The 19801-nt window shown below is 44.1% G+C and carries 12 protein-coding genes; all 12 read right to left on the reverse strand.

Annotated elements, in window-relative coordinates; translation table 11 throughout:
* Nucleotides 1–2: 2 nt before the first annotated feature.
* A complete protein-coding gene (locus IPP86_00470; GenBank protein MBL0136985.1) occupies nucleotides 3–1997 on the reverse strand; it encodes a TonB-dependent receptor plug domain-containing protein in 1995 nt (664 codons plus the stop codon).
* A gap of 248 nt (nucleotides 1998–2245) precedes the next feature.
* Nucleotides 2246–8407: a PKD domain-containing protein gene (locus tag IPP86_00475; GenBank protein ID MBL0136986.1), complete on the reverse strand. Its 6162-nt coding sequence runs from the start codon at nucleotides 8405–8407 to the stop codon at nucleotides 2246–2248.
* 186 nt (nucleotides 8408–8593) lie between these two features.
* Nucleotides 8594–9745: an ABC transporter permease gene (locus IPP86_00480; protein MBL0136987.1), complete on the reverse strand. Its 1152-nt coding sequence runs from the start codon at nucleotides 9743–9745 to the stop codon at nucleotides 8594–8596.
* A 15-nt stretch (nucleotides 9746–9760) separates the two neighbouring features.
* A complete protein-coding gene (locus tag IPP86_00485; protein MBL0136988.1) occupies nucleotides 9761–10528 on the reverse strand; it encodes an ABC transporter ATP-binding protein in 768 nt (255 codons plus the stop codon).
* Nucleotides 10529–10690: 162 nt separating this feature from the next.
* A complete protein-coding gene (locus IPP86_00490) occupies nucleotides 10691–11827 on the reverse strand; it encodes a response regulator (protein MBL0136989.1) in 1137 nt (378 codons plus the stop codon).
* 85 nt (nucleotides 11828–11912) lie between these two features.
* A complete protein-coding gene (locus IPP86_00495) occupies nucleotides 11913–13112 on the reverse strand; it encodes a PAS domain-containing protein (protein MBL0136990.1) in 1200 nt (399 codons plus the stop codon).
* Nucleotides 13113–13216: 104 nt separating this feature from the next.
* Nucleotides 13217–14665, reverse strand: coding sequence for an amino acid permease (locus IPP86_00500; protein MBL0136991.1), 1449 nt, complete (start codon nucleotides 14663–14665; stop codon nucleotides 13217–13219).
* Nucleotides 14666–14777: 112 nt separating this feature from the next.
* Nucleotides 14778–16469, reverse strand: a complete 1692-nt coding sequence (locus tag IPP86_00505; GenBank protein ID MBL0136992.1) for a tetratricopeptide repeat protein — start codon at nucleotides 16467–16469, stop codon at nucleotides 14778–14780.
* A gap of 5 nt (nucleotides 16470–16474) precedes the next feature.
* Entirely contained in the window at nucleotides 16475–17431 is a 957-nt protein-coding gene (locus tag IPP86_00510; protein MBL0136993.1) for a substrate-binding domain-containing protein, read from the reverse strand.
* 235 nt (nucleotides 17432–17666) lie between these two features.
* The gene (locus tag IPP86_00515) at nucleotides 17667–18464 is read right to left on the reverse strand and encodes an energy transducer TonB (protein ID MBL0136994.1); all 798 of its coding nucleotides are present in this window, start codon (nucleotides 18462–18464) and stop codon (nucleotides 17667–17669) included.
* A gap of 11 nt (nucleotides 18465–18475) precedes the next feature.
* Nucleotides 18476–19117 carry a biopolymer transporter ExbD gene (locus IPP86_00520; GenBank protein MBL0136995.1) on the reverse strand — a complete coding sequence of 214 codons (642 nt, stop codon included), beginning with the start codon at nucleotides 19115–19117 and terminating at the stop codon, nucleotides 18476–18478.
* 59 nt (nucleotides 19118–19176) lie between these two features.
* Entirely contained in the window at nucleotides 19177–19800 is a 624-nt protein-coding gene (locus IPP86_00525; GenBank protein MBL0136996.1) for a biopolymer transporter ExbD, read from the reverse strand.
* Between the last annotated feature and the right edge of the window lies 1 nt (nucleotide 19801).

Genomic DNA, 19801 nt, shown 5'->3' on the forward strand with positions numbered 1-19801 from the left:
TTTTATTTTCGGAAACTCAGATTGTAAGAAACTTTTAAGCGAAATTCTCTGGAAGTCCCGGGTAATGCGGCATGATTGCTTTTGTAGGGTTGAATAAAGACCACCTTATCGTCAAGTATGTTCGTGCAGCCGGCCTGAATCAATAATCCTTTCACAATATTTTCTTCAAAATTGAACATCATGTCTATGTAAATCGCCTGCTTATAAACCTTCAATTGTTCTGCTCCTGAAATTGGATCATTGTAAACATCATAGCGTTTATCAACCCAACTAACAGCAGGAGAAACATTAATCTTTGAAGTAAGACGAAGATTTGAAAGAAGTCCGATCTTATTTTCAGGGAATCCAATCAGCAACCCTTTTTTGCCGGGAACAGCATAACGCTCATTGGTAGCTTTTCCATTGGTCGTGCTGTAGGCATAATTTAAATTCATATATCCTGAAGCAGTTTTAACGCGGTATTCAAATTCAACACCTCTTGTTCCTGTCATGCCTTCATTTTTATATGCATCAATGTTATCCTGATCATAATAGAAAATAATTGCATCATGCGTGGTAATATCAAAGATGTTTGCTGTCAGATAGGATTTGTCTCCTAACTTATATCCGGTTTCCAGTTCAATCACTGTCGTGCGCTCGGGTTTAATTCCGGGTCCGGAATTAATGTTTTCTATGGATGGCGAGCGGAAAGCTGAACTATACAATAGTTTTAAATGCCATTTATTAAACACTCGGGTGACGCCAACACGGGGAACAAACGCGGCGTCAAATCTGTCGTTGTAATTATATCTGGCACCCAGAGTAAGGTTGGCGATTTTGTGTTTGATTAAAAGTTGGCTGAAGGCAGCAAAATTATTTGTCTGGAATTCTTTGTCATTTGTTCCAAAATAAACACTGTCAAGAAGTTGTTTTGCAAATTGTCTATTCGCTTCGATCCCTGATATTAAATTCACTGAAGAAGAAAAATCATAATTAGCTCTGAGTGAACCCTGAATATTCTGAACACTTACTTTATACGGAGTGAATTCATCTTCTTCTGAAACTCCATCAAAAGTCCACGGAAGCTGGTATTTGTATTTTATTACAGGAGTAAGCGTGAGCTTCTTTCCTGTTCGGATTTCGTATTCAGCCAAAAGATGATAAGAATCAAAGTTTGTCGGGTACTTCTTTGTAAGCACATTCTCATATCCGTCGCGCTGTTGCAGGTGATATTGATCAGCGAATGCAGATACCTTTAGTGATTTCCAGGAAAAGTCCAGTTTGTATTGAGCTGTATTAATCGGCGATTGATTCGCCATGTTGTAAGACTGTCCGAAATTGTCCGTAAAATCATCCTGGCTTCGGTTTGCCTGACTTAAAAAAGATGTAAGAGATAAGTTGGCTTTACCGATTGGTTTGGATACATTAAATGAGAAGTTTCTGGACGCAAATTGTCTGCTCATTTGACTATAAGCAGAATTGACCAGGATTCCATCTCCACCGGGAGCATGTTTACTGATAATATTAATAACCGCATATTCCGCGTTTCCACCATAGCTCGCGGAACCGGGACCACGTATTATTTCAATCTGTTTAATCAGGTCGAGGGAATAATGCGCGCCCATTTCAAGTGCAGAAAAAAGGTCTTCATTCAACTCGTGACCATCCAGCAACATCAATACTTTTCCTTCGTGTGCCCAATTACCCCGAACGCCAATTCCAACGACACCTTCCACATCCACACCAAAATTAAATCCCGGAACTTTTTGAAGAAGCTCTATCAAATCGGTCGCTCCCGATTTCCGGATTTCATCCTCTGTGATGATAGTAAGAATTCCCGGAGACTCACGGGTTGTGAGGGCTTTTGTTGATGCAACAGAAACCTCAATTTTCATGAGCTCTTCCAGTGACATGTCGTAGAATGTAGACACGTCGCCGGCTCCTCCGGTATTGCTTTGCGCGCAAATCTTCCCGGGAAGAATAATAACAGTAAGTAGAAATAAAATTAGAATTCGCATTTGTTTACCCCCCAACCGGCAATTCCGCCGATCAATATTTATATATTATACAGAAAACGAGGGAATGCGTTCGGTTAAGGCTGAACGAAATGCGTCCTTTTCTTACAGTTGTAAGTTTTCGGATCCGGGAGGTTGTTTTTCAGGATTAGTTAAAAGCGATTACTAATCCTGCTTTCAAAAACAATTTATTAATTCAGATCTATTCCGGGAAGACCGGAAACAAAAAGAAAGCCGTGGTTTTAAAAAAATTAGCGGATCAGGATTTTTCTGTTCACACTACCACCGGCGCTTGAAATACGAACCCAATAGAGTCCGGGTGCAAAATTAGTACAATCAAAAGTGAACAGCTGATCGTCTGAATTCAATTGAATGTCTCGTGATAAAAGAATTTGTCCAAGAGCATCCACCAATGCAACATTAGCTTTGGTATTTGTTCCGGAATGTATGAGAAGATTCAGCTGACCTTCAACAGGGTTAGGATAGAGTAAAAGAATAATCTGGCTTTGAGTTTCTTCAATTCCAACAAGAGCTACATAGCGTACCGGGGAAATGGCTGTACATCCTTTGCCATCTGTAATTTCTACAGAATAGTTACCTGACAGTGTCGCGATAAATCTTTGTGATGTTGCCCCGGAAATTGGCACTCCATTGAAATACCATTGGTATGCAGCAGCCGGGGAAGCCATGAGTGTGTCTCCGGTCTGACTGAATGATGGTGTCGCCGGATTTGGGTTAACCTGAATAAAATTTATCATTCGTAATGAGTCGGACCCGCTGGCATTTGAAACGAGAAGAACAACAGAATAATTACCCGGTGTAGAATAACAAACAGAAGAAGGGTTTTCATCCGTAGAAGATGACGGTGACGCGCCGGGGAATGACCATTGCCAGGATGTTGCATTCAATGACATCGAAACAAAAGAGATGCAGGAGCCTCCACAAAGACCGGTATCGCTGCTGATGAAATTCGCTTTCGGCAATTGAGAACAGTTCACAACGTGAACCATTCCGTTCATAGTGGAGGATCCGGAACAATATCCACCAGTCACCGTTAGGCCAACATCATATGTTCCGATATTCGGATAACAAACCATTGATGGGTTGCTCACTGATGCGGAAGATGGATTTGCTCCCGCAAATGTCCATTGCCATCCTGTGATTCCGGTTCCGGAATTATCGGTAAATGAAATACAATCGCCAGGGCAAATAGAAGAGGCGGAAGAAGCAAACTGTGCGATCGGAGATCTTCGGACAATCACCATGTTTACATATGCACGTGTTGCGGAACAGCCGCCGGTTGCTTGTGCAGTAAGTCCAACTGTATAGGACCCTGGTGAGGTAAAGCTGTGAGATGGTGATTGAAGCGCGGATGTATCTCCATCACCAAAACTCCAATGGTAAGTATTTGCGCCGGTGGTTGTATTTGTAAAATTAACGGTGAGGCTGTCGCAACCGGTTGCAGTGCTTGCACTGAATGTTACGGTGGGTCGGGGTAAAACGTTTACTAATTGCGTCGCTGTATCAGAACATCCACCTGTACCCGAAGTAATGAGCGTAACAGAATAACTTCCCGCAGTATTGTAATAATGTGCCACATCCGTTTGAGAAGATTGCGGACTTCCATCGCCAAGGTTCCACGTGTAACCACTGATAGATGTACCGTTTGGCTGACTTTGATTTGTAAAGTAGAGCGTGTCACCAAAGCACGGTGTGCTGGCAGAAAATTGTGCTATCGGACTCGACTGCACAGAAATCATGTTTTGAATCGAAAGTGTATCGGCACAAGAACCCTGTGTCGCGATCAGAGTCACAGTATAGATGCCAGCAGCAGAATATACATGCGTTGGGGCAGTAAGTGAGGAGGATGGTGATCCATCGCCAAAGTTCCATGTATAGACAGGGGCTCCAGTGGTTGTATTTGTAAAGTTCACAGAAACCGGAGAACAGCCTGAGCTTGTTGAGCTTGAAAACTGAACCTGCGGAGCAGGGCTGACAACAATTGATAATGTACTATCATCGGAACACATTGACGTCGCGGCCGAAAGTGTTACGGTGAAACTGCCGGAGGTCGTATACAGATGTGCCGGATTCTGCAAAGAGTTTACCGGAGATCCGTCACCAAAATTCCAGGAATAAGAAGTGATTGTGCCGCCATTTCCTGATGAAAGATTACTAAAATGAACCGTGTCGCCCAGACAAACATTAGATGCGCTAAAAGCCGCAGTTGGTTGCGGAGCGATAGTGATCATATTCGTTTGAACAAGCGTATCACCACATGATCCCTGTGAAGCAATGAGAGTTACTGTATATGTTCCGGAGTTGCTGTACAAATGTGATGGGTTTGTTGCGGTTGACAAGGAGGACCCATCTCCAAAATTCCAGGAGTATGCAGGTGATCCCGTTGTCGCATTTGTAAATTGTATTGTTTGCGGACCGCAACCGGTGGTACTATTGGAAGAGAAATTCACTTGTGGTGCGGGGTTTACAGCGATGACAATTGTTGTGTCATCAGAACAACCGCCTGCTTGCGTAGTAAGTGTCACAGAATAATTTCCCGCGGAAGAAAAAAGATGGCTTGGTTGAGTCGCGGAAGACGAAGGGCTTCCGTCTCCAAAATTCCAGGTGTAGGCGGTTATCGTCGATCCGTTTCCGTTCGACAAATTCGTAAAATGAATAGTATCGCCAAGACAAACAGCTGATGGAGCAGCATACGATGCTGTTGGTTTCGCGGTGACATTGATCATGGATGGCGAAACAAGTGTATCTGAACAAGAGCCCTGAGCCGCAATTAAAGTAACCGAATAACTGCCTGCAGTGGTATAAGTATGAGATGGGGTTGCTGATGAAGCGGAAGGGCTACCGTCGCCAAAATCCCATGTGTATACAGGGCTACCGGTTGTTGCATTTGAAAAGTTCACGACAAGCGGGTTACAACCGCTTGTCACAGGAGCGCTGAATGATACGACAGGAGCGGGAGCGACAGTTATCTGAATGGTAGTATCATCAGAACAATTCGCCGAGGCCGAAGTGAGATGAACTGGAAATGAACCCGCAGTCGCGAACACATGATACGGGTTGGTGATAGATGAGCCCGGGCTGCCATCACCAAAGTCCCACGAGTATGTATTAAGTGGGCTTCCGTTTCCGGTAGAAGTATTGGCAAAGAAAATAGTGTCGCCAAGACAAACATTGTTGTTGGAAGTAAAGGAAGCAGTAGGCGTTGGGTTGCTTGTGATATAATTTGTTCTCACTAGTGTATCCGCACAAGATCCCTGAGTTGCAATCAGGGTGACAGTATATGTCCCGGAGGAAGCATACACATGTGAAGGTGTTGTGGCGGAAGATGCGGGTGAGCCATCGCCAAAATTCCAAGTGTATGCAGGACTTCCGGTTGTTGTATTTGTAAATGAAACCGTGAAGGGATTGCATCCGGATGTAGATGAAGCACCGAAGCTAACTACGGGCGCCGGATTTACTGAAATTGTTCGCGTGGAATCATCGGAGCAATTGGCAGTGGATGCCGTCAACACGACAGAAAAATTTCCGGCAGAACCATACACATGATACGGTTGATTTACGGATGATGCAGGAGAGCCGTCTCCAAAATTCCATGAATACCCTGTAATTGTTGCACCATTTCCCGTTGAAGCATTTGTGAAAAAGACTGTATCTCCAAGACATAAAGTCGTGATCGAAGAAAATGATGCCGTCGGTTTTTGATAGACCGTGATCATTGATGGGATGGTGAGCGTGTCTGCACAAGAACCCTGTGTAGCTATCAGAGTTACAGAATATGTTCCGGCTGATGAATAGGTGTGTGAAGGAGCAGCCGTTGATGTAGACGGGCTACCGTCGCCAAAATTCCATGAGTAAACGGGAGAGCCCGTGGTTGTATTGGTGAAATTTACAGCCAGTGGTCCACAACCATTTGATGGTGTAGAGCTGAAATTTACCTGTGGTGCAGGAGCTATGGTAATTGTAATAGTGGTATCGTCACTGCAATGTGTCGTATTTGATGTGAGCTGAACAGAAAAATTTCCTGCTGTGGCAAACACGTGATAGGGATTGGCTTGGGAAGATGTTGGTGAGCCGTCTCCAAAATTCCAGCTGTGAGAAGTAAAAACGCCACCATTTCCGTTGGAAAGATTTGTAAAATAAATGGTGTCTCCAAGACACACATTGTTATTTGAAGAATACGATGCTGTTGGTTGAGGGTAGATGGTAATCAGATTGGTTTGTGAAGAGGTGTTTGTGCAACCTGCGCTATTGGAAGCTGTGAGTGTAACCGTATAGGCGCCAACTCCCGAATAGGTATGTGTTGGCGATGTCTGTGAAGACGATGGCGTGCCGTCACCAAAATTCCAGGTATAAGAATTCGCGTTTGTTGTGTTGTTTGTAAAATTGATTGTAACACTTCCACATCCTACTGTTGAAGAAGAAGTGAAGGATACTGTTGGTCGGGGTGAAACAGTAACTGTATGCGACACAGATGCTGTGCAACCATTGTTGTCGGTCGCTGTTAGTGTGGTTGTATAAGAACCAGCGGTGGTATATGTGTAAGATGGATTTTGCTGAGAGGCCGTCCCTGTTCCATCACCAAAATTCCAGCTCCATCCTGTGACCGCTCCTGCTGTCGCGCTTCCCGTTGCAGTAAATGTTGTTGCGGCACCTTCGCATGCGACAGATGACGTAAAGTTGGTTGTCACCGCACTCACCGTTACTTGAATAGGCGTTCTGTAAAAACCAGGACAGGTTCCCACGTAATAAGTTGTGTTCGCGGACAGAGACGGTGTTGTATAGCTTGTTCCTGTTGTGAGCAGTGTTCCGCCAACAGCCTGATCATACCAATAAAAAATCGTTCCCGGAGGAACGGTGCCGGTAGGGGTTAGTGTGATCGTGGATGATCCGCCACCGCAAATCAATACTGTAGTTGGTAAGATTTTAAAATTGCTGATCGTAGCGTTAGAGATTCCGGCACCACCTTTTGTTGCACCATTGGGAGGGAATTCTGTGAGAGATCTCGAGTTGGTCGTTCCATTGTTTCCTCCGTTTGCGGTTCTTGTAATCGCGCCATTAGAAATTGCTACATATCCGCCTCCGCCTCCGCCTCCGGGACCTTCCGCTTCGGTAGAAAATACACCAACACTCTGACTTCCACCATTGCCTCCGTTAGCATTTGCGGTTACCCCTGAAATGTTTCCCAGTACATTGAGCATGATTACTCCGCCTGCACCACCACCACCGGAACCATCGGTACCGGTAGATACTGTCCCTGAACCATTCGCTCCATTCGCTAAAATCTGACCGGATCCAAAAATATCTCCCTGAACCATGAGGTAAGCGATACCACCTCCGGCTCCACCAGCTCCACCGTAATTGTCATTTTGGTCGCCGCCACCACCACCGCCACCAAGAAATAATCTTCCGCCGGAATAATCCAATGGCCTTGCACCGCGACCGCCGTTGTCTCTTCTTGCATCACCTCCCCAGGCGGAATTGGTTGTACCAACCGAAAGTGCATTCTGATCTGAAGAAGAAAAAGTATAACCGCCTTTGCCGCCACCACTGGATGTTGAAGAAGCGAAGCCGGTATATTCCAGATTCCAGGCTGATGCCCAGGAGCCTGTAGAAACATCGGGGTTGCCGCGACCTGTCCAGCCAGCAAGGCTGCCGGCGTTACTTCCACCGCCTCCACCGCCATTGTGCGCACTTGCTCCACCGCCGCCATTCGCAGGTGCTCCTTTGCAATAACGCCCGTTGATCGCGTCGTAATCGGCCTGATAACCGAAAACACTTTCTCCTTTTTCACCACCGTAAGCCGATTGCGGATCTCTGTAATTCAGAACACCCCAGGTAGCATTGTTTTCAAGAAGTGCTCCTCCGCGGAATCCTTTTCCACTGACATCGATTTTACCACCACTGTTGATGGAGGTATTAGCCTGAACTTCTAAAACCAGCACGCCACCTGTTGAGCCATTCCATGCAGGACAAGTGAGTGTGCCGCCGCCATTCACCGTGAGTGTTGTGTATCTTGGAACACGTACAATCAAAGTCCTGCCGGAGGTGGAGTAATTTTTTTGCAGCGTGCAGGCGATATTAATTGTACTGGAATTGGGTACTGAAACTACTTCCGCAAATTCATAGTGACCGCAATTGTTATAATTCTGTATCGCTCCGTATGTAGTATCATCCGCAGAGCCGATATTCACCCCTTGAATCTGAATTAAAAATATCAAATCACCGGCAGCAAGAGGGCCAGAAAAATAACCGTTCGTATTTAGTGTTGTATTGGCAACCGTGATGGAAGTTGCACCTGCGCTTGCATCAGTAGCCAGTGTAGTGTATTCGTTTACACTAACGGTACCATTTATTGATTTTGCTCCATTTTTCCCCGCTTGTGCAGTTGACAAGTGAGGTAAAAGGCAAATCAAAAAACAAAATATTAATCTGCTCACCCAAGAGGGGGTAATGAGCCTCATTTGCATAAAGAATTAGTTCCTGTTGCTAAGGTAATAATACTTTGTAAGCTGTTGTACATCAATAGGATGAAATCTTGCGTTTTTGTGACGAATGACCATCAATATGTTGCGAATTCCTTATTCCCATCTGAAAAAGCGAACTGCTGCTACATAAACAATGATTCCCCACAGCACAATGATCATGATCTGATGTGATACATCCATCAGGCCCGCCCCCTCGAATGCCACTTTCCGAAGTGCGTCATTCAAATATGTTAACGGCAATCCTTTACAAATTGTTTGCAACCAGGGAGGAAAAGCGTCAATGGGGAAGAATGTTCCGCTGAGAAGGAATTGTGGTAATGTAACTACGTTGGCAAGGGGAGGTATAACACTTTCGCTTTTTGCCAATCCGGACACAACAAATCCAAAGCCCATAAAAACGATGAGTCCCATTGCGGAAAGTACCAGCATTTCTATTACAGTCCAGAGTCCGTTAATGAGAGTGAATCCAAAAACAAATTTTCCAATCAGAATAATAATCAGTGAACCGGCTAATTGAAAAATCAAACGGCTGAGTGCTTCTCCGAGGACAATAAATGTTTTGCTGATCGGGGTTGCAAAAAATCTTTTCAAGACGAGCGTTTGTCGCAATGAGAAAAAAACAAATGCAGTACCAAAAACACCTGCGCTTAGAATTGAAAATCCAAGTTGTCCGGGAAGAATGAAGTCAATCATTTTGTATTCCCTTCCTTCTATTTCGGATTGCTTCAGTTGAGTCAGGTTGTTAGCCCAATCACCGGCGCCCGCACTATTTGCATCCTGATGATTACTGAGTGAACGGAAGTACGCGATATTCTGTTTGTCAATGATATTGGTGAGCATCGACTGAACAAATGTTCCCTTTTCACGGGAGGCTTTGGAAGTAATAACCTCAATGGTGTTTCCATCAGCAGAGTTATTTACAGGGTGTAGTTTTAAAATCGCGTCTACACGACCTTTGATCAGCTGTTGTTTAAGTTCTTCATTGCTTTTGTCGGTGATCAATTCGACATTTGAAATTTGTCGGATCGACTGATAAATGGCTGAGGTTGTGTCGCTGGAATTATCGACACCAACTTCGAGGCGGATTCTGTTTCCGCTGATGAATCCAAAAACTACAATAAAGACCAGAGGAAAACCGAGACTAAAAATTACCGCGGATGGGCTCCGGGTAATTGAACGAAGGCTGGCAACTGTAATTGCCAACATCGCTTTCCACTGATTATATTCCCTGCGTTTCGTTTTCATTTTTCCTTTTCGGAATTATTCGTCTCTCCACTCCTGACCTGTGAGCGAGAGGAATACGTCTTCCAGGTTGGCTTTTTTCACTTCTTTTTTTCTTTCAAACCCGGTTGACACTAGTTTGTCGATCAGGTTTTCAGGAGTATCCAGTGCTATGATTTTTCCTTTTTCAACAATCGCCACACGATCACACAGACTTTCGGCTTCGTCCATGTAATGTGTGGTAAGTACAACAGTAGTTCCTTTTTCACGTACCTGACGAATCAAATCCCAAAGGTTTCTTCTTGCCTGTGGATCCAGACCGGTAGTCGGCTCGTCAAGAAATACCACACGTGGTTTATTGATCAGCGTAGTACAAATTGAAAAACGTTGTTTTTGCCCTCCTGAAAGTTCCTTGTATTTTGATTTTGCCCTGTCTTCAAGTCCGACGAGCCTAAGCATTTCAATTGGGTCAACAGGAACATTGTAAAGTCCCGAAAAAAGCCGGAGCAGTTCCGCGAGTGTAAGGCTGGGGTAATAACCTGCAGATTGAAGTTGGACGCCAATACTTTTCTTTATTTCTCCGGGATGATGATCAACAGAAAGGCCATCCACCATTACTTCCCCGGAAGTTTTATCGCGCAACGTTTCGATGATTTCCAGGGTAGTTGTTTTACCGGCGCCATTGGGGCCAAGCAGACCGAAAATTTCTCCTTCGAAAACACTAAAACTGATTCCCTGCACCGCAGGAAGATCGCCATAGTGTTTCACCAGGTTTTTTACTTCAATGATTGTCTGTGTTTGCGGCACGGCAGGTAACAAAGCGGGTTATAAACAGCAAGCGAATATCCCCCGATTCTAATCAGGATCGAATGAAGGGCGGATGAAATAAAACTCATCTTCAGGATGGTCCTAAGGATGAGTTTTGATACGGAAAATCGTTTTTCCCGTCAACGTTCGTTCTGCACCTTTTTAAAAGAGGTTCAGTCGACTCATGAGATTATCTTTATAGGATTTGCCAATCGGAATTCGGTTTCCATCGATGATGCAGGCATTTTCCTCGAGCGCATTAATTTTCTCCAGTTGCACAATATAGGAACGATGCACACGGGCAAAATTTAATTGCGGAAGCTTCACCTCGATGTCTTTCATGGAACTATGCAGAATGAACTGTTCCTTAGAAGATGTTTTGATGATGACGTAATTGTCGAGTGCTTCTATCCAAAGAATATCCTGGAAATTCACCTTGACGAAACGAGAATCTTTTTTTACAAAGAAGCTATTGTTCGCATAGATGTTTTCGAGAAAGTTGAACAGATTTTTGTCTGTGCTTGTTTCCTGAATCGCGTCTTTCCTTCCGGGCGTAGTCATTACAAATGCGCATCCGCTGATTTTATTGTTGACGGAAAGAATCGGGAATGTATTGACCGCGACTTTATGTTCCGCTGCTCCGTTAGAGACCGGGACTTCCGCGTCACTATCCTGTTTTTGTGCTTCACCAACAACAGTGTGAGCCAGTGTTTTGAAAACACTTTTCGTTTCGTTTCCGGAATTTTTCATTGCAATGGCAATGTCCTTGCCAAGCGCTTCCTGCTTCAAACAGCCGGTAAGTGTTTCCGCCATTTTGTTCATGAAGATTACCTTCTCGTTAGAGTCGGTAATGATGACGGCAACTTCAAGATTATCAAGGGCTGCAGCAAAACGATTGCCTTTGTTTTGCATTTCAAGGTCCTTGGTGTATTTGTAATATGCTATTTCTATAGCTGTACGAATATCATCCTCTTCGAACGGTTTAATGATATAACCATAAGGCTCTGTGAGCTTGGCGCGATCAAGGGTGGTTTTATCAGAAAAGGCAGTTAAAAAGATAAAAGGAATCTGATAGTGTTGATGAATTTGTTCGGCAACCTGGATCCCGTCAATTTCGCTACTCTTGAGATTGATATCAAGCAAGATTAAATCAGGGTTCAGTTTTTCTACGGAATCGAGTGCTTTTTTTCCATTTGCATACGGATCAAAAGCTTCGTAGCCAAGTTTTTTCAAAATTCGCTGAATGTCTTTCGCGACGATAATTTCGTCTTCAACGATCATGATTTTAAGTGCGGCCATAGTTTGGGTTTAATTAGACCTTGTACAAGAAAATATGGGTTTTTGTTTCCCTTTTGAATGCATCAAAAAGATAAATTGATCATTTTCAGGCTTTCGGATATTGAAAAGTAATTGTAAAAGCTGCTCCCCCTTCTCTGGAAACCATCAGTTCGCCATCAATTTGACTGGTAAGGGCCTGAATTAACTGCATTCCCAGGGATTCAGCATTTTCGATGGAGAAACCTTCGGGGAGCCCTATTCCATTATCTGATATTTTCATGGTTACCTTTCCATCATTCCGGCTCAATTGAATTTTTATTTCGCCTTCCATTGAATCCGGAAATGCATATTTATACGCATTCGAAACTATTTCATTCACGAGCAATCCGCAGGGCATCGCGGTATCCATATCGAGCGAAACACGATCGGATTCAACGACAACTTTTACTCTGTCTGTTTTATCGCCATAGCTCTGATAGAGGAACCGGGAAAGCTTTTCAACGTAATCTCCGAAATCAATTTCGGTCAGTTCGTTTGCCTGATAAAACTTTTCATGAACAAGAGCCATTGAACGAACCCTGTTTTGCCCGTCTTTCACCGCCTTCAGTGTTACTTCGTCTTTTATGTAACCGGATTGCAAATTGAGCAGGCTGATGATGATCTGTAAATTGTTTTTTACACGGTGGTGAATTTCTTTTAACAGCACTTCTTTTTCCTTGAGGGATTGTTCGATCTGCTGCTGCATCTTTTTACTGGAGGTGATGTTGGTGTCAACAAGAACCAGTTTTTTCAGATTGCCATTTTCATCATAAATGGGAGTCAGCGTAGAAGAGATCCAGATATTTTCAAGGTGATGCGTTGTTACATTCGACTCAAATATTCTTGAATGTTTTTCCTTTATCGCGAGGTCCATTTCGCTGTGTATGTTAGTATACACTTGAATTTCGTCGAGTTTTTTTCCAACAACCTTCTCTTTGCTCATCCCCATTAGGCGGATAAACCCATCGTTTACCCATTCAATTTCTCCGAATGGAGCGGCAATTAAAACCGCGTTGTCGGTTCTGCTGGCAACAAGCGATAATTTTTCGAGTTCGGCATTCTTTTCAACCAGCTGCCGGGTTTTTACTTCAACGCGTTCTTCGAGTAATTTTCGGATACGACGGAAGGTTCCGCTCCTCAGTCGGAAATAGATATAAATCGTTCCACCGAACATCAGGAAACTGATGATAATCAGTGAGAGATTCCTCCAAAAAGAATCCGGGGAAACGGGAATGTTTTGCGTATCGAGGAGAATGAAAGAATACATAAGAAAGTAGGGGGCGCAGGTCCCGCAGCCTCTTTTACTGTTCCTTCCTTAAAATGTTCTCTAAATTCCGTCAGAAAAACGGAATTCGTTCGGGTTATATGGATTTAAAATTTTGCTCTGGATTTTCCGTAACCAAAATAGATAATAAAGCCAAGAGCCATCCACGCCATTAGACGCATCCATGTATCGAATGGCAGGGAAGCCATCATGAGGAAACAGGAAACCATTCCAAGTATTGGCACCAATGGAACCCATGGTGTTTTGAATGAGCGGGGAGCGTCGGGTTGGGTCTTGCGTAAAACCAATACGCCCAAACAAACAAGGACGAATGCGAACAGGGTTCCTATGCTGGTCATCTCTCCCACAACACGAGCAGGAACAAATGCAGCGAACAGGCTTACGAACAAACAAAAGAGCAAATTGGATTTCCAGGGAGTTTTGAATTTTTTGTGAACGGCAGAGAAAACCGGTGGTAAAAATCCATCTTTTGACATTGAAAAGAAAACGCGGGATTGTCCGAGCAACATCACCATGATCACAGAAGAATAACCAGCAAGGATTGCTAAAATGATCGCTTGTTGTAACCACACATAAGGCGTGTGAGCAATGGCAACCGCTACAGGTGCAATACCATCCTGGCCCTGAAACTCTGTATAATGCGCGAGGCCTGTCATTACGTGTGCAAAGAGAATATACAAGACTGTACAGATCGCCAGTGAAACCAGGATACCGATTGGCATATCCCGTTTGGGATTTTTTGCCTCCTGAGCAGCCGTAGAAACCGCATCAAAACCTATGTAGGCGAAGAAAATAATACCAGCAGCTCTTACAACCCCGCTCCATCCGAATTCTCCAAAATTACCTGTATTGGCCGGTAAGTATGGCACATAGTTCTCCGGTTTAATGTATGCCCAACCAAGACTGATGAAAACAATTACGACCAAAACCTTCAGGGCTACAATGATTGAATTGACTGTTGATGATTCCTGTGTTCCGCGAACGAGGACCAATGACATGAGCACCACAATAAAAACGGCAGGCAGGTTTACCAATCCGGAAACAACCGTTCCGTCTATCAGGGTTGCCGTATCCCATGGAGACATGGTTAATTGTGCCGGGAGATGTATATTAAAATGCTCAAGAAACTTAATAAGGTATCGTGACCAGCTAATAGAAACGGTGGCGGCACCAACAGCGTATTCCAATACCAGGTCCCAACCGATGATCCAGGCCATGAATTGACCCATGGTAGCATAAGAGTAAGTATATGCACTGCCGGCAACGGGGATCATGGATGCGAATTCGGCGTAGCAAAGTCCGGCGAAAGCGCAGGCAACCGCAGCGATGACAAAAGAAATTGTTACAGCGGGACCGGCATTGTGAGCAGCGGCACCTCCGGTAATACTAAAAAGTCCGGCACCGATGATCGCGCCTATGCCCAGCATTACCAGCGATCTCGCTCCAAGTGTACGCTTAAGTGTGTGCTCTCCTGTTTCGTCGGCTTCCGCGAAAAGCACTGACAATGGCTTCCGTGAAAAGTAATTAGTGGCCATAAATTTAGAGACGGGTTTTTAATGATGTGATGCAATGTATTATAAAAATGATTGAAAACAAAAACACCCCGCTTCCTATCGGAAGCGGGGTGTTTTTTTTAACAAGGGGCCTTTATCGATTACCTGTGCGGCCTTCCAATTGGTCAATTGCTTTCTGAATACTTTTCTTCTCTTCGGGATCCAGTGGAAGCTCTATTTTCTTTTTAAGATAAATCAGGGCGTTTTCATTATCCTTTTTCAGGATATAATAATAGGCCAGATATCCGTAAGCGTCCGCAAGACCTGATTGGTATTTTGATGGATTTGCTGAATCAGCGATGGCCAGTTCAATGTATTTTTCAAAATACGGTTTCGCCATTCCTTCTTCGGAAGTGCTGTCGATATGTGTACACGCTTTTGCTCTCCACAACCATCCACTCGCGTACTTCGGAGATAGTTCGTTGACTTTGGAGAAGGCAGTATCAGCCGGGACAAACTGTGTATTGAAATAATAGGACCTGCCAAGGTTGAAATAGTCGGCAACTTTGATGTCTTTTCCTGTGGCGATTTTTTCTTCAAGGACAGCAGCCGCTTCCGCGTATTTCTTCAGCTTGTAATACGAGTTTGAAATTTCGCTCAGGAGATCCGTACGGTTTGGGTCAATAACATATGCTTTTCGAAGCTGAATGATTCCCAAAGAATCCTGGTTACTGGCGATGAGCAGCTTTCCATAATATTCATAATCCACCGCTGTTCTTTTATCGTCGGGAAGAATATCAAACAAGGTGTTTACTGACTCAAGACCTTTCGCAAATTCTTTTGTTTCGTAATAACAATAGGAGAACACACGCAACATCGTAAGGTTTTTTGGATCACACTTTTGTTGCGCTTGTGAAAGCTCGCCAATTGCTCCGGTATAATCTTTACTTAAATAAAGGAATGAAGCATAGCGAATGCGTGCACCACAATTGTTTTTAGAGAGCTCAAGGTATTTTCTATAGTTCTCTTTTGCTTTTTCGAGTTTGCCAAGCTTAAAGTTTGTTTCACCAAGTTCACGGTAAGCCGGAGCATATTCAGGGGAAATAGCGATTGCGTTTTCAAATTCAATCGCTGCTCCATCATAATTCGTTGAGCGTTTGTAAAGGCGACCTTTGCTCACAACAGTTCGGGCAGAATTTTTATTGAGGTCAAGTGCTTTGTTGTAATAATCAGCCGCGAGTGTACCGTTGTTTTGTTCGGCATAAATATCTCCGTACAAAATCTGGATATCCGGATTCTTCGGTTCAATGCTAACCGCTTTATCCAACAGTGTTTTCGCTTTGTCAAGATTTTTGTTTTTCAAATGGACCAAAGCGTCCGCGATTTCGATGTAGACGGTGGCGCTCTTCTGAGGGGCTGCCAATTCAACTTCGTTTAAAAGCGTCGTCGCGGTGTTCACATTATTTTGTGCCTGATCCGCACGCGCTTTCAGCTCGGCATTTCCCGGTTCGCGTGCGCTTGCCGCTTTTGCTTCCGGTAAGCTAATGGCGTTGAGGAGCACTTTTGCTGTTCCGATTTTAAGAAGGAGATTTGTCGGATCCTGTTCTCTGCCTTTGTTAAAGATAATTGATGCTGAATCAGGGTTGTCGCTCAGTAACAAGTTCTCACCAAAATAATAATAGTTCAATCCGTTTGCCGGCTCTCTTGAAATAAGTGCTTTATACACTTCGGTCGCGGATTCGTATTGTTCGTTTTCAGTTAGTTTTCTTGCCTCATCGAGTGTTTGTGCTGTGAGCGCAAGTCCTGTTCCAACCAAAAAATAAAACAGAATGATCGTTTTTTTCATTTTATTCAAGAATTGACTTTAATAATCCGTATTGGCATTGTTGCCGGCAGCATTCCCATCAAACGCACGAGGCGTTGTCCCTGATCGCCGACCGCGAAGGAAGCAAAGCCTGTGCCAAGACCGTTTCTGCTCTCACGGATAACAATTAAAACGTCACGGATAAATGGATATTGTTTGAGTGCAATGTAAGCCTGATAGGGCTTATAATATTCTTTTTCGAGTGTTGTATCCGCCGAAGAAACCTCTACAACTTTCACCTTTTGGAGGAATGCGTTGACTTGCGCATCGTCTTTATCGCTGATCCAATTCACACTCACAACTCCGAGCGCATGAGGATTTTTGCTTACATATTCAATTACATCCGCATTGGAGTTTGTGGCGGACCAATTTTGTGGAAGCGGAGTTTTCAGATGAAATGTTTCTTTCAGATAGCGGGAATTACTCGAACCGTTGTTATCAAAAACAATACGGATCGAATCAAGTTTTGATTTCGGGTTAAGTTGTTTCCAGGTTTGTGTTTGTCCTGAAAACATTTTACCGGCCTGTTCGAATGTAATTAGTGTATCCGGGTTATCCGGATTTGTCACTAAGGCTACAGCGTCAATGGCAAGTTTGTTCACTCTTGGAATTATTTTTCTTCCGTCAAAATATGCGGACTCGTCTTTGTTCAAAGGTCTGGCAACTACCGCTAGTCTGACGGAATCATTTTTCATCAATTCATTGAACACATCTGCTTCAGGAAGGTATTTGACGCGAATGTTCGCGTACTTGTAAATTTTCATGAAGGTGTCGATCTGCACCTGGAGTAATGGTTTGTAGGATTCATCGACAAGGATCAGGATGTCTCCTGAGGTCGGCGTATCGGTATATTCCGGTTTTTTGGAATCCGAGGAACAGGAAAAAGAAAATACGGAGCCGATGACGGCAAGCAAAAGCAGATTTATTTTAAAACTGGATTTCATGATCCGCGGGATAATTACATTCTTCCTCTAAACAATTTATTGGCTCTCCAGATGGCATAGGCAAGAAAAACAGATCCCAAAATAACCCTGTTCAACCTGGCCAGATCAAAGGGAGCCCAAACAAATATCAGGATTATTCCCGCAAGGGCATAGACTAAAATCATGAGGACGCTAAAAAAAAAACGAAATCTGTCCGCAAATGATTTGCGCTCGTCCATTCTATAAGTGCAGAGGATTATTTCAGGGTAAAATTAACCGGCAGGTTGTATTGAACCTGTACGTTCCGGCCATTCTGACGACCCGGTTTCCAATCGGGCATGGATCTGACGACGCGTAACGCTTCTTCGTCACAACCGCCCTGAATTCCGCGCAGCACCTTTGCTTCTTTGATTTTGCCGTCTTTATCCACAACAAAGGTAACATACACCCGTCCCTGGATGCCATTTTCACGAGCAACGGGAGGGTATTTGATGTTTCTTTGCAGATATTCGAAGAGTTTTTCTTCGCCTCCTGGGAATGTTGGCATTTCCTCAACTACGGTAAAGACCTTGCCTTCGTCCGGGTCGGCAACAACAGGGTTTTCGGGCGGTAAATCCACGATGTCTTTAGATCCCTCTTGTGTTTGCGTTGAAACCTGAATGTCTTTAACCTCTTCCTGTGTTGGCGGAGGCTCTTGGGCTTCTTCGTCTTTTACAACTTTTGGAGGGGTAAATTTGATCGTTTGTTGAACAGGGGGTGGAGGAATAACAGGTGGGGGTGGAGGAGTGGTCTTGTCAATTGGTGGTGGTTCAGCGAGTGTTACAACTTCTGTAACCGCAGTCTTGCTGCTCAATTTTACTTTTGAAAGCACCTCTAACAATTTGGGTACACCAACAATCACGACAATACCGGCAACAGAATACAACAGCGCCATAAGTACTCTCCGCTGATATTTCTTGCGGATAACATAGGCACCGTATTCTTTATTACGTTCGGCAAATACCAGTTCTACCCGCTCAGGGTTCACTGCATTGTCCCATCCAAGAATTCTCATTCTATACAGAATTATTTGGTGTTCTTGATTAACTCTCTTTCTGAATCTGATAAATCAACAATCGCATACCGGCCCACGTTGCAGATCAGCATTTCGTCCAGGATATCTACCAGGTTTTTGTATTTCGATTTTTCATCGGGCTTTATCAAAACGATAACCCCGGCTTTGTCGCCTTTTACAGCGGCTTTGTGTTTTTTAATTTCGTCTTCTTTATCCGGAATGAGGCCTCTTTTGACGGAGTCTTCAACCATTTTTACTTTGTCAACAACCAGCTTGTTTCTTTCCAGAAGCATTGTACGGATACTGTTCGGGCCTGACTGTGAAAAATCGGCAAGGTTGGTTACGGGTGGTTGGGATGGGTCATCCATACCAACATACCAGATAATTCTATCATTTTCGGTCAACAGAATAGATACGGTTTGAGATGCCGGAACTTTTGTTCTTTCAGAATCCTCAACTTTGTCTTTCACGGGCATTGTGATGTCCATTGTTTTCGGCTTACTGAAAGTCGTCGTAAGGATGAAGAAGGTGAGCAGCAGGAACGCAAGATCCACCATCGGCGTCATGTCGATGTGGGTGGAAGATTTCTTGGCCCGGACCTTTTTATGTTTACCCTTTTCCTGGCCGCCGTCCGACTGTTGAACTTCTGACATTGTTTATCTATCCTTTTTATTTGTTTCAGGTTTCATGTGAAACAAAGGGTTGATCTATATTATTTTTTTGCAGGAGCAACATCTCCTGCGCTCTCCAAATTTGTGATGAGCGCAAAACGATTTGCCTTATTGTCCTGGAGAGTAGTAATTACACGTTTAATCGTAGGAATGTCCGCGTCCTGGTCGCCTTTGATTGCAATGCTATGACGTGGTGCTACCGTTCTGGCGGCATTGATCCAGAAAGTCAACTCATTGTTTGTTGAATCGCTTGGGATACCCGGTGTCGCGTCGTTCATTGTTTTTCTTTTCGCTTCATCTGCGCCGAGGTATTCTTTCAACATTGTACTTGGCATACCAACAGACGATAACACAGAAAATCTTTTTTTCTCTTTTTCATCAAAGGTAAGATTGAAACGAGAGGCTATTTTATCGAGGATGTCCATTCGGGTTTGTTGTCCTTCGACATTGAAGAACACCCGGCCTTTGCCGTCAACAGTAAGTAAAATCACTCCTTTGTCGGGCAACGGAATTTCGCTGATGGAAGAGGGCTGGTCAACAATGACCGGTTCGTCCGGGCGAAACTTGGTGGTGAGCATGAAAAATGTCACCAGCAGGAAAGCCAGGTCGACCATTGGGGTCATGTCCAGCGAAGGAGACTTTTTGGGAACTTTAATCTTCGGCATT

Source organism: Bacteroidota bacterium (assembly GCA_016720935.1).
Taxonomy (GTDB): Bacteria; Bacteroidota; Bacteroidia; order AKYH767-A; family 2013-40CM-41-45; genus JADKJP01.